This is a genomic window from Pedobacter lusitanus (assembly GCF_040026395.1).
GTDB classification, from domain to species: domain Bacteria; phylum Bacteroidota; class Bacteroidia; order Sphingobacteriales; family Sphingobacteriaceae; genus Pedobacter; species Pedobacter lusitanus.
This window is the reverse complement of sequence record NZ_CP157278.1, coordinates 984,368-997,244: the sequence shown is the minus strand read 5'-3', so window position 1 is coordinate 997,244 and position 12,877 is coordinate 984,368. Positions and strand designations below refer to the sequence as shown.

At 39.5% G+C, this 12,877-nt stretch carries 8 protein-coding genes; 7 read left to right on the top strand and 1 reads right to left on the bottom strand.

Going from position 1 to position 12,877, the window contains the following annotated elements:
• The first annotated feature begins 37 nt into the window (after nucleotides 1–37).
• From PL_RS04380 to PL_RS04360, 5 genes are all read left to right on the top strand, one after another.
• Nucleotides 38–814 carry a hypothetical protein gene (locus tag PL_RS04380; protein ID WP_041878169.1) on the top strand — a complete coding sequence of 259 codons (777 nt, stop codon included), beginning with the start codon at nucleotides 38–40 and terminating at the stop codon, nucleotides 812–814.
• A gap of 554 nt (nucleotides 815–1,368) precedes the next feature.
• Nucleotides 1,369–2,547 (top strand): hypothetical protein, encoded by a 1,179-nt coding sequence (locus PL_RS04375; RefSeq protein ID WP_348621085.1) that lies wholly within the window; start codon nucleotides 1,369–1,371, stop codon nucleotides 2,545–2,547.
• Nucleotides 2,548–2,564: 17 nt separating this feature from the next.
• Nucleotides 2,565–3,803 (top strand): quaternary amine ABC transporter ATP-binding protein, encoded by a 1,239-nt coding sequence (locus PL_RS04370; RefSeq protein WP_041878167.1) that lies wholly within the window; start codon nucleotides 2,565–2,567, stop codon nucleotides 3,801–3,803.
• A gap of 1 nt (nucleotide 3,804) precedes the next feature.
• A complete protein-coding gene (locus PL_RS04365; RefSeq protein WP_041878165.1) occupies nucleotides 3,805–4,626 on the top strand; it encodes an ABC transporter permease in 822 nt (273 codons plus the stop codon).
• 76 nt (nucleotides 4,627–4,702) lie between these two features.
• Complete coding sequence (locus tag PL_RS04360; RefSeq protein WP_348621082.1) at nucleotides 4,703–5,572, top strand: glycine betaine ABC transporter substrate-binding protein; 870 nt, start codon at nucleotides 4,703–4,705, stop codon at nucleotides 5,570–5,572.
• Nucleotides 5,573–5,711: 139 nt separating this feature from the next.
• Here PL_RS04360 and PL_RS04355 read toward each other — a convergent pair whose 3' ends face one another.
• The gene (locus PL_RS04355; RefSeq protein ID WP_041884163.1) at nucleotides 5,712–6,173 is read right to left on the bottom strand and encodes a VOC family protein; all 462 of its coding nucleotides are present in this window, start codon (nucleotides 6,171–6,173) and stop codon (nucleotides 5,712–5,714) included.
• A 163-nt stretch (nucleotides 6,174–6,336) separates the two neighbouring features.
• Here PL_RS04355 and PL_RS04350 point away from each other — a divergent pair, with 163 nt between their 5' ends.
• Both PL_RS04350 and PL_RS04345 read left to right on the top strand, forming a co-directional pair.
• Entirely contained in the window at nucleotides 6,337–7,320 is a 984-nt protein-coding gene (locus PL_RS04350) for a glycoside hydrolase family 43 protein (RefSeq protein ID WP_041884161.1), read from the top strand.
• Between the two features lie 1,009 nt (nucleotides 7,321–8,329).
• The gene (locus tag PL_RS04345) at nucleotides 8,330–12,793 is read left to right on the top strand and encodes a Pls/PosA family non-ribosomal peptide synthetase (protein WP_041884159.1); all 4,464 of its coding nucleotides are present in this window, start codon (nucleotides 8,330–8,332) and stop codon (nucleotides 12,791–12,793) included.
• Nucleotides 12,794–12,877: the final 84 nt, after the last annotated feature.

Here is a 12,877-nt window from a genome sequence, read left to right as displayed (position 1 = left end):
GTATAGTAGTCGGGCCGTGTTTATATAAAGAGGTTTTATGAAAATAGGATTGTTATTACTGCTGCTGTTATTTGCTGATCGTATACAGGCACAGGATGTCGTGTATGAAGTGGAAATTGGTACAGCAGGTAAGTATAAGAAAGATCCTACACCCAGATTGGCCATGTATCTGGCTTTTGATCTGATTTTTCCTGACTGTTATCTGCCTTTGCAGCTTTTTAAGCTCATTGGGGTGAAAAAGATGAAGATAGAAAGTCCTGCTGATCCGGATAGAGACCTGGTAATCGTATTTAACAGAAGAGGGCAGTGGATACAGACCGTAACGTCAAAGGATACTTTAGCTGTAATCTATAAAGATAATGCACCCTATAAATTTATAAGCCATGCGGGTAGCTTCAATAAGTTCTATTATGCTGGCGATACGGTGATCTCTGTCAATAAAGGAAAGACACAAAAATATATCCGTAAAGGCCGGATTTTCCATAAACTGAATAATGAAGACGCAGCACAGGCGGTAACTGTTTATTCCAATACGAACTGGGATCTGCCTTTAAAGATTCATCATAAAGCGTATCCTGATGATGACAAATGGAATGTAATGACTGAAGATTTCTTTTACGATGAGTATGGAAATCTCATTCTGGATAAAACATTGCATATAAACCAGACTCATTTTGTCTTCAAAATGGAGAACGGTTTACCGGTCAGACTAAACATCTTTAAACGGGTCTTATCGGGCGATCAAAAATTAGTTGAACAATCAGATCCGAGCCCAGATCTGCTTAATTTTAGCTACGAATATTTCGAAAAGTAAAAAAAAACAAAATAAAATATCGTCCTTTTAGAAGGCGATATTTTTGCCTGCCATTCCATAGCCTGATCTGCTTTTGAAATTGCCTGAAATCCCTGTGCTGAATTTGCAAAAGCTAACCTGACAGAGCAGCGCAAATATCTGCAAAAATCGAGCTTCATGTTTCCTGACACCCCTTTTTTTGTTCATCATTAAACAGGGTGCCGGCCCGGTTTTTCCTTCAAAATTCCAATTGAAAAAGCCAGCTTTTTTACCCCTTGAAACCGTCGGAAAATCCAGTCGTTTTTCTCTGTTTTTTAAAGGCGAAATCTGCTGGATTTACGACTGATATTCGTCACAGGGGCTAAAAACCCGTAAATTTTGCTTACCTTTGTCATGTTTTTAATTTAAACGTCCGCTGTTAAAGACGCCATCTGAGCGTTAAATTCTAGAAAGAAACAGCACAATTTCTGTTTAAATATTCAGGGAATTTACTCCCTGATCATTTGTTAATTAATGTTTTGTTTAAAGCATTTTATGGTATGCGGCAATTAAGCCTGCATATATAAATTATTTATATGAAAATTAGATTACAGCATTTATTTAGCTGTATAGTATTTACCGTTATTTTACCTTTTACACTAATAGCGCAAGATTCTACATCAGTAAAAAAAGATACCACAACAACAATACCGTCCCGGCCGGATAAACCGGTACTGAAAATAGGCGGCGCATTAAGATTTAATTATAACCTTTCTTCCTGGAAAAAAGAACAAGTTAAAAGAGGAGGGGATTTTGGTCTGGATATGTTTCGTATCAATGCAGCCGTTTCTTATAAAAAATTAGATTTCCATGCAGAATATCGCTTTTACTCTAAAGATTTTGGAGGAAGTTTTCTGAAAGAAGGTTATGTAAGATATAATTTCAATGATAGTACCCGTATGGATATTGGTTTAGTTCAGAATCCATTTGGGAACACAACGTACAATTCTCATAACTGGTTTTTTAATCTGCCTTATTACGTAGGTTTTGAAGATAAGTTCTCTATGGGAGTGAATTTTCATCAGCGCAGCAATCGCTGGATCTATGACATTGCATTTTTTAAGAATGCAATGGAATTAAATTTCGGAGATCAGTCAGCAACCGATCCCTCCAGATATTCTTATGATGTTGCCGGCAGAAATAAAGAAGTGAATCAGGGTAATATCAAAACAGAATATTTACTCGCAGCAGATAAAAAGATTGGTATTTCGGGGATGCTGGGTGGAGTTTATAATATACCTACGGGCAGAATGGGGGCCAGGTGGGCAGCTGCATTGCATACAGACCTGACCTTTGGCAAGCTGAATGTAAAGCTGCAGTCTATGTATTATCAATATAATCTTTCAGATTCTGCGCAATACAAAAACAAAGTACAGCTGGCTGCTTATGGCTCATCCTATGAGGTGGCCCGTAAGGCCTATCTGCATACCGCATCCTTTGCTTATACCCAGCCGGTAAAACTGGGCCCGGTAAAATCACTGGTTTTTTATGAGAACTATTCTTATATGAATAAACCACAGACAGGATTTAAAGACACACAGATGAACGTACTGGGGTGTATGATCAATGCAGGTAACCTGGTCACTTATGTTGACTGGGCAGCCGGAAAAAATCAGCCCTGGCTAGGGCCAGAGTGGCAAAACGGATTATCAACGGGTAATCGGGAAGCAAAATGGAACAGCCGGTTCAACATTAATATCGGTTATTATTTTTAACATAAAATATCTATACTATGTCTAAACTTAAGATAGAAGACCTTACGCTCATATTCGGTAACGAAAAAGAGGAGGCACTAACACTTTTAAAACAAGGTAAGAGCAAAGCTGAAATCCTGAAAAAAACAGGTTGTACTGTAGCTGTAAAGAATGCCAGTTTTAATATAGAGAAAGGTGAATTTTTTGTGATTATGGGTTTATCAGGAAGTGGTAAATCCAGTTTGCTGAGATGCCTGAACAGGTTAATTGAACCAACTTCAGGTAATGTCATCCTAAACGATGTAAATATTACCAGTCTGGGAGATAAAGAATTGCAAAATGTCCGTAAAAAAGAAATGGCTATGGTCTTTCAGAATTTTGGACTTTTACCACACCGTACCGTACTGGAAAATGTAGCTTTCGGTCTGGAATTACAGAACATTCCGCAGAAAGAGCGGGAAGAAAAAGCTCAGGAGGTAATCAATATGGTCAGTCTGAAAGGATATGAGCATCAGAATACAGCTGAACTTTCAGGAGGGATGCAGCAGCGCGTTGGACTGGCAAGAGCGTTGGCAAATGACCCGGAGATCCTGTTAATGGATGAAGCTTTCTCTGCACTGGATCCTTTGATCCGTACACAAATGCAGGACGAGCTGATTGATTTGCAGGAAAAAATGCATAAAACTATTGTTTTTATTACGCATGATCTTGATGAAGCCATTCGTCTTGGTGACCGGATTGCAATTATGAAAGATGGAGAAGTTATCCAGATAGGTACTCCGGAAGATATTCTGACTAATCCTGCAGACGATTATGTTTCTTCTTTTGTAGAAAAGGTAGACCGTAAATCAATTATAACTGCTGCAAGCCTGCTGTTTGAAAAACCCACAGTTGCCATCTTTAAAAAGGACGGGGTAGAAGGTAGTCTGAGAAAAATGCGTTCTTCCGGATTAACCACTTTACCTGCAGTATCAGTTGATAAGCACTTTTTAGGCTTTGTTTACCTGAAAGATATCCTTGAACTTAAAGTAAAAGGACATCAGACTATCGAAATGGCTATTGTTAAAGACGTGCCGGTGGCTTATCCGGAAACTACGGTGGAACAAATGCTTCCATTCATTGCAGAAAATGGAAGAGCAGTGCCGATTATAGACAAAGACACTAATAAACTGCTCGGAATCGTCGCTCAAACTTCATTGCTGATAGAAACTACAGGGACTTCCTGGGAAAACGTGAACGGAAACTCAATTGATAATTTACAAAACGAAGTAATATAATATGATACATATAGGACCTTATATAGAAGAATTTATAAACTGGCTCACCAGCAATTTTGGCGCCTTATTCAATATCATCAAGATCATTGTGATTTCAGTAGTTGATGCTGTGGAATGGGTACTGATGTTCCCTCCGTTTTACGTGATCATACTATTGATTGCTTTTCTGGCCTGGAAACGTACCGGCCTCGGATTAACCATCTTTACCATTTTGGGGTTAACTCTGATCTGGTCAATGGGTTACTGGGGACAGACCATGGCTACACTTGCGTTGATTTTGTCTTCTGCCTTTATTGCCCTGTTAATGGGTGTACCATTGGGAATCTGGGCAGCTAAAAATCCCTTTGCCGGGAAAATACTCAGGCCCATACTGGATTTGATGCAAACTATGCCTGCTTTTGTTTACCTGATACCAGCAGTGTTGTTTTTTGGATTAGGGAAAGTACCGGGCGCATTTGCGACAATCATATTTGCTATGCCACCTGCAGTTCGTTTAACTACACTGGGGATTAACCAGGTTCCAAAAGAGATTGTGGAAGCTACGCGTTCATTTGGTGCTACACCAGGACAGTTGCTTTTTAAAGTAGAGTTGCCTCTGGCCTTACCAACTATATTGGCTGGTGTGAATCAGACAATTATGATGGCATTGTCCATGGTTGTTATATCGGCTATGATTGCTGCCGGTGGTCTTGGAGAAGTTGTGTTAAAAGGTATTACACAGCTGAAAATAGGGTTGGGATTTGAAGGTGGAATCGCAGTGGTGATTCTGGCAATTATCCTGGACCGGATTACACAATCTTTTGGAGCAAAAAAGAAAAAATAGCTTATAGCGGAACTATGTTGTAGTTCCGGACACAAGTAATAAAATAATAATAGATCATAAAATTAAATTTATTCAGATGAAGAAAGTAATTAGCGGATTATTAATAGCATTAACCTCAGTAACGCTGTTCTCTTGCAGTGGCGGTGCTGATAGCCATAAAAAAGTAACTATAGCCTATGTGAACTGGGCAGAAGGAGTTGCAATGACTCAGTTATCAAAAGTATTACTGGAAAAAGAAGGTTATACTGTTGAACTGAAAAATGCAGATGTTGCACCTGTTTTTGCAGCAGTAGCAGGCGGAGATGCAGATATATTTATGGATGCATGGATGCCGGTGACCCATAAAGAATATATGGATAAGTTTGGTTCAAAACTGGATGTTTTAGGTACAAACTATGCCAATGCCCGTATAGGACTGGTGGTTCCTGATTATGTAAAAGTTAACAGTATTGATGAGCTGAATGCCAATACTTCTCTTTTTGAAGGTAAAATCATCGGTATTGATGCTGGTGCCGGAATAATGAATAAAGCTGAACTAGCAATTAAAGACTATAAATTGAAATATGAATTGCAGTCTGCAAGTGAAGCAGCCATGCTGGCGATTTTAAAGAAAAGTATAGACGCTAAAAAACCAGTAGTTATTACAGGATGGGCTCCTCACTATATATTCAGTACTTATAAACTGAAGTTTTTAAATGATCCTAAAGGTGTTTTTGGAAAAGTAGAGACATTGCAGACTGTAGCCAATAAAGAATTTGTAAAATTGAATCCACAGGTTAGTTCATTTTTCAGAAACTTTCAGCTGGATGACGATCAGTTAGGATCTTTAATGGCGGCATTGAAAGGAGCGGATGATGAGAAAGTTGCTATTGATAAATGGTTGACAGCTCATAATGAATTCTCTGTTCGTATGGGATCATTTCTGAAAAGCGATTCTATAAAATAGCTGAGCAGAATCAAATTTGAGTCAGCTCAAAAAATAGCCGGGTAATATCAGTCAAATCAGGTATTCCCACTAAAAGAAAAGGCAGTTTTTCTTCTTTATCGGGAGAATAAGCTGCCTTTTCTGTTTCTTTAATTCATTATTAAGCATCTCTGAGTGCCTGCATATCCAGCTTATCCATTTTCAGCATTGCCGCCATTACTCTTGCAGCCTTCTCAGGATCCTGATGACGTAATAGTTTGCCCAGATCGGAGGGTACGATCTGCCATGATAAGCCAAACTTATCTTTAAGCCATCCGCATCTTGATTTTTCCCCGCCTTCTGATAGTTTTTCCCAGAATCCATCTATTTCCTCCTGTGAATGACAATTCACGAACAGAGAAATTGCCGGTGTAAAAGAAAAAAGAGGACCTCCGTTCATACCCATGAAATCCTGTCCGTCAAGATGAAAAGTGGCAGACATCACTTTACTTTTTCCAGTAGCATCAGGTTCGCCCTGATACGAAATGTTCTGAATGACCGAATTATTAAAAATAGAAGTATAGAAATGAATGGCCTCTTCAAGGTTGTCGTTGAACCATAAAAATGGGGTTATCTTTTTCATATTTATATATTTGGTGGTTTTTGCCGAAAATCTATTTTTTAAATATAACCCCTTAATTTGATTTAAAAAAGATGTGTAACAGACATTTAGCAGGTATTATTGCCTAAATTGAACCAGTTACAATTTCCTGATAGCAATAAATCTGAAAAGAAAACAAGAACAAATGAAGCGTATTTTTATATTTCTGGCTTGCTCTGCTTTGGCAGCCGGTCTGTTTGCACAGCAAAAAACATCAGTCACTTCTTCTGGTAATCCAATTTTTCAGGGATGGTATGCAGACCCGGAAGGTGCTGTTTTTGAAAATAAGTTCTGGGTATATCCCACCTATTCTGCTCTATATAAAGAACAGGTATTTATGGATGCATTTTCATCCTCAGATCTGGTGAAATGGGAAAAACATCCGCGAATAATTGATACTGCAGATTTCAAATGGGCTAAAAAAGCAGTCTGGGCACCTTCAGTAATCAAAAAAGACGATAAATATTATCTTTTATTTGGGGCAAACGATATACAAAATGATCAGGAAACAGGTGGAATAGGAATTGGTGTTGCAGACAAACCCGAAGGTCCGTTCAAAGACTATCTGGGCAAACCACTTGTTGATAAATTCTACAATGGTGCACAACCTATAGATCAGTTCATATTTAAAGATAAAGACGGACAATATTATTTGATATACGGAGGCTGGGGACACTGTAATATCGGAAAGCTGAAAGAAGATTTTACCGGATTTGTTCCCTTTGAAGATAAAAAACTGTTTCATGAAATCACTCCGCAAGGGTATGTAGAAGGCCCTTATATGTTTATACGGGAAGGGAAATATTATTTTATGTGGTCTGAAGGAGGGTGGACAGGGCCTGACTACTCAGTAGCTTATGCTATGGCTGATTCACCTATGGGGCCATTTAAAAGAATTGGTAAGATCTTAAAACAAGACCACAAGATAGCTACAGGTGCAGGTCATCACTCTGTGGTCAAACATCCAAAAACCAATGATTATTATATAATTTATCACAGAAGACCCTTAGGAGAGACCGATCAGAATCACCGTGTCACCTGTATTGACCGGATGGATTTTGAGCGTAACGGACTGATTAAGCCTGTGCAGATTACATTTGAAGGTGTAAATGCAAATCCGATCAGATAAAGTTTTATCAATTATAGATCAGAAACAGTTTAATCCTTTTTTTGGGGAATGTCGGTTTTGATTATCTTTTGATCCTTGAATTCAATTTCTATAACTTCTTTTAAGTCATTACGCATGATGGCGATTTTGTGATAAGTTGTATGGGTAATTTCTGTAATTACCTGTTTTCCTGCCGGAGTCTTTACCTGTTCCTTTATCTCCTTTGGAATCCGGTCAATAAGCGTAGCTTTTAATTCCCGGGGTTTACTATTATCCGTTTTAACTTTCCGGTCTACTCTGATGAATATATTTTTAAGATCATCTATAAAAAGAGTGATCCCTTTCCGTAAACCTTCATATTCAGTCAGAAATTTATGAACGCCTTTTACTACAACCGCAAGTGTAATCCACGTCAGTATACAACCCCGTTCTGTCCGGTAAGCTGTGATTTGAACTTCGGGATCGCTGAAGTTTTTTTTCAGATCCCTCCGGATCCGTTAAACGATAGTTTCTGAAATCAGCTGAATAGTCTGATCGTCGAGATATAACTCAATGTGACTCACATTGGTAAATACGGTTATTGATCCAATTGGCAATAGTTCCATGCGAAAAGAATTTATTCAAAGGAATTAAAAAAAATGAAGAATTAACAGACGAATATTGATTTTTTGAACCGGCGCCGGTTTTCTCCGGTACCCGTTTATAAATTGTTACAATTTTAGCCTCATAACGACGTTTTGATGGGGTCTGTTGCGGTTATTTTATCATTTGTTTTGTCCATTTTTGCACGCGCTTTAATCCAGATAGCAAAATATATGTCCTGATATCAGGTAAAAAGAATTTATAAGACGCTTTAGGACTGGTTTTTGTCTGCAATAATAACCAGAACAACGGGGCCGGTATGATTGATCCCATTTAATTAAAAAGGGATTATGGTAATGAGAAAAAAATAAGCTAAGTTGTACATCCCTTAAAAAAGGGAATTGTAAATTGATTTTAGCCACGATTTAAAATATACGCTGCTACAAAAATGAATGAATTAACCGGGCCGTCTAAACAAACTTTAAACTTATTAAGTGCTGTTACGGGAGCTGTTTATGTGCTGTTGAATAAATATCAGGCCTATCTGAACGATGTGGTAAAGATTGAAATAAGCTTTGATGAAGGCCAGCAATCCGGAACTCTGTTACCACCACTTGGATTGGAGTACCCGCTGGATGGAAAAATGAAGTTCAGTGAACTAAGTGATAAAATTGCCCACAGTATTGATCCTTATTATACCAGTTCCAGTGAAGATTTTTCTTTAAATATTGTCTGGAAAAGTGACGATCAGGCTAATGATTATAAGATTGTTATCCGTATTGAAGACGGTGATGTTGTTTCATCCGTATTTACCTGCAAAGATACCGCATTTTATGCTGCCTGTTTTAAACGTGCAGTACCCCATTTTATCAATGTATTACAACAGGTAGCTGAAAATCCCGGCGTACTGATTGCAGCACTCCGTCTGATGGATGCAGCAGAGCAGGAACAGCTGAAGATTTTTAATAATGGTCTGGTTGATAATGAAGCCGGTACACCAGAGTTGTTACATGCTTTGTTTGAGCGTACTGCGCAGCTTTTTCCACAGCATACAGCTATATATGCAAATGGCAGACAGGTTAGTTATAAAGAACTCGATCTTGCCGCCAACCAGCTTGCCTCCGTTTTACTGGCCAAAGGGATACAAAAAGGTGATTTCGTAGGTATCCTGTTAAAAAGATCTCCTGAAGTTTATCTTTCCATGCTGGCTATTCTCAAAGCAGGAGCAGCCTATGTCCCTCTGGATATTGGCTATCCTGAAGACAGGGTGAGTTTTATTCTGGAAGATTGCGGAGCTAAATTTCTATTGAGTGATCCGGCTTGTTCCGCATCATTTAAACTTTCCTGTGAAGTTATTGTTGTAGACGACAGTTCCTTTGCCGTTCAGCAGCAGGCTGACGCACCATTGGTTACGCTGACCGTTGCTGATCCTGCCTATATGATTTATACTTCCGGATCTACAGGAAGGCCGAAAGGAGTAATTATCTCCCATGCCTCTATAAGTAATCTGGTTAAAGGAGAGGAACGGTTATTTGAACTGGGCCCCCAGGATAAAGTGGCTCAGGTTTTTTCTGTAGCATTTGATGCCTCATTAGAAGAAATATGGCTTGCTTTCAGGTCAGGAGCTACATTGTTTCCTGTTTCAGAAGCAGTAATGCATTCCGGAGCAGATCTGAGTGAGTTTATTGCTCAACACCGGTTGACTGTACTTTCTACTGTGCCAACCATGCTTTCGATGATGCAGTATCCTCTGCCATCATTGCGTCTGTTGATTCTTGGAGGAGAAAATTGCCCGCATGAACTATTGCTGCCATGGCATAGCAGCGGTTTACGTATTGTAAATACTTACGGACCCACAGAAGCGACAGTCATTGCGACTTACGCTGATTTTGATCCCTTATATAAAATAACGATTGGAAAACCAGCTGTCAATTATACTACATATATACTTGATGAGCAGCTTTTACCCGTTCCAATAGGAGTACCCGGTGAACTTTGTATCGGTGGTCCCGGACTGGCAATCGGTTACCTGCATCAGCCGGCGCTGACAGCAGAAAAGTTTATTCAGCCTGCTTTTTCACTTCCCGAAGGAACACCTTCCTGTCTGTACCGAAGTGGCGATCTGGCCCGTTTTAACGGAGATGGAAATATTGAGTTTCTGGGACGTATCGATCTTCAGGTCAAATTAAGAGGATACAGAATTGAACTATCTGAAATAGAATCACAGTTATTACAGATAGATAGCATTAAAAATGCTGTAGTCACCGTGAAAGAAGACGAGCAGAAAGTGCAGAGACTGGTTGCTTATCTGATCCTGAAAGGAGAAAAAGATACTTTTAATGAAGAAGCCTGTAAAACACAATTAAAGTCCAGACTGGCGCCCTATATGGTTCCTGCTGTATTTGTTGTGATGGATGCTTTTCCTTTGCTTGCCAGCGGTAAAGTAGATAGAAAGCTGTTGCCACAGCCTGTAAAAAAATATAAATCTGAAGGTCGTAAGCTGGTAGCTCCGCGTACTTCAACAGAAATTATGCTGCTGGAGGTATGGAAGAAATATTTTGAACCGCAGGAAGTTTCTGTAACCGACGATTTCTTTGATCTGGGAGGACATTCACTGGTTGCTTCTATGATGGTTTCCGAATTAAGGAAAACAGGAGCAGCGGCGCAGATTTCTGTGCAGGATATTTATACCTCCAGGACATTGGAAAAGCTGGCTGCAAAGATCAGTGATCTTGCAGATGTACAGGAGCAGTTACCCGGAGAAAAATCCAAACCAACCCCAAGGCTAAAAGTGTCCGCAGGTCTTAAAGCATTAACTTCAGGATTCCAGTTAATCAGTGTACTGATCTTTTTTATGATCGGTTCTGCGGGGTTGATGGGGCCTTTTGTAATCAGACATTTTGGATCAGCTACCAATGTATATGATCTGCTGGTTTATGGCGTAACCGGTTTTTCTGCCTTATTTTTCTCTATTATTATTCTTTCCATACTGGCCAAATGGATACTGATAGGAAAGTTTAAAGCAGGCAGATACCCACTCTGGGGCTGGTATTTTCTGCGTTTCTGGATAGTAAAGAAACTCATCGACCTCAGTCCTATAGGTATTCTGAGTGGAACACCATTTCTGAAATGGTATTTCAGTCTGATGGGAGCAAAAATTGGCAAACGTGTATTTCTTGGATCTGACCGAATCAGAGTATTTGATCTGGTTAGCATAGGGGACGGTTCAAGTATTTCAAAAGAGTCTCATTTGTTAGGCTATAAGATTGAAGACGGAGCTTTGATCATCGGGGGACTGACTATAGGGGAGAATTGTTTTGTGGGCACCCGTTCGGTTATTTCATGTGGCGCTGTAATGGAAAACGGGTCGGCCATAGGTGAACTATCTCAGCTGCAGCCCGATACCACGATCCGTGCCGGAGCTTACTGGAAAGGAACACCGGCAGTTTATACAGGCCCGAATAAAGCTGTGGAAGCTATGCAGTTTTCCGGACAGAATAAACCTATGAATTTCGCACTGTATGTATCCACATTGCTGATAACCCTGGGTTTTGTATTCCTTTTTCCATTTGGATTAAGTATCCCTTTTATAGTGATCTATTACGAGGTGATTTTATCCTTTGGTCTGGGATGGGCAATGGTACTTTCCATACCCATTTCAGCCATGTACATTATTATTTACTGTGCATCAGTGGCGCTGTTTAAGTGGCTCATTATAGGCAAATTAAAAGAAGAACCTTTTAGTGTTTACAGTTTCAAGTATATCAGGAAATGGGCAGTAGACTCATTAATGAATATGAGTTTAACGTATTTCAGGTCTGTTTATGCCACTATCTATCTGTCTTCGTGGTTAAGACTGATGGGAACCCGGATCGGCAAGGCCACAGAAATATCTACAGTGAATCAGATTACAACAGATCTGGTTAAAATAGGTGCGGGAAGTTTTCTTGCAGACTCTGTGAGTTTAGGCTCTCCGGAAGTGCATCAGGGAACCATGTATCTGCGCCGTATCACTATTGGCAATAAGACATTTATTGGAAACAGTGCTGTAATTTCTTCCGGTGATACCATTGGCAGTAATTGTCTGATTGGCGTGTTGTCTACACCGCCGGCCAATATAGAACGTAAATATATCAATGACTCTTCATGGCTTGGTGCACCCCCAATGTATCTGCCTAAAAGACAGGAAAGTGTTAAATTCTCTGATGACCTGACTTTCAGGCCAACCAATAAATTATACTTCCAGCGCGGCCTCATTGAACTTTTTAAGATCACGCTGCCCTATGCAATTACTTCGGTTATCTTAATGATATTTTATGATCAGATTGATAACTATTATGATCATTCCGGCAGACATCTGGTTTATACACTTTGTCTGGCGCCGATTTTACTAATCGCACTGATTGCCGTTTCTGCGTTAATTACGGTGTTGTTTAAAAAGATACTCATAGGTACCTATAAACCGGCCAATAAACCATTATGGAGCATGTTTGTCTGGAAAAATGAACTCGTTAACTCCCTGTGTGAAAATATGGTTTATCCTTTACTGGTCAATACTTTGCTGGGAACACCATTTGCACCCATATTTTTCAGGATGATGGGTTGTGATATCGGGAAAGACGTTTATATGGATACCAGTGAAATCACAGAATTTGACCTGGTCCATATTGGCGATCACGTAGCTATCAATCATATGTGTACTATTCAGACCCACCTGTTTGAAGACCGTGTCATGAAGATGGCCCATTTACATATCGGCAATAATTGTAATATAGGCGCGATGAGCGTAGTTTTATATGATTCCACGATTGAAGAAGGAGCTACCTTACAGGCATTGTCATTAGTGATGAAAGGGGAGACTATTCCGAGCCGGACACAATGGGCAGGGTCACCAGCTAAATTTGTAAAATAAAGACCAGCTATAGAATTGAATCAGCTGATTATAAATATCATAAGGTGATTTTTTTGTTGCAAACCTGGCGTATTCTGCTAGATT

Excerpts from the sequence above, each read along its gene's own strand:
- PL_RS04380 (WP_041878169.1), top strand. The coding sequence starts at position 38 with ATGAAAATAGGATTGTTATTACTGCTGCTGTTATTTGCTGATCGTATA.
- PL_RS04375 (WP_348621085.1), top strand. The coding sequence starts at position 1,369 with ATGAAAATTAGATTACAGCATTTATTTAGCTGTATAGTATTTACCGTT.
- PL_RS04370 (WP_041878167.1), top strand. The coding sequence starts at position 2,565 with ATGTCTAAACTTAAGATAGAAGACCTTACGCTCATATTCGGTAACGAA.
- PL_RS04365 (WP_041878165.1), top strand. The coding sequence starts at position 3,805 with ATGATACATATAGGACCTTATATAGAAGAATTTATAAACTGGCTCACC.
- PL_RS04360 (WP_348621082.1), top strand. The coding sequence starts at position 4,703 with ATGAAGAAAGTAATTAGCGGATTATTAATAGCATTAACCTCAGTAACG.
- PL_RS04355 (WP_041884163.1), bottom strand. The coding sequence starts at position 6,173 with ATGAAAAAGATAACCCCATTTTTATGGTTCAACGACAACCTTGAAGAG.
- PL_RS04350 (WP_041884161.1), top strand. The coding sequence starts at position 6,337 with ATGAAGCGTATTTTTATATTTCTGGCTTGCTCTGCTTTGGCAGCCGGT.
- PL_RS04345 (WP_041884159.1), top strand. The coding sequence starts at position 8,330 with ATGAATGAATTAACCGGGCCGTCTAAACAAACTTTAAACTTATTAAGT.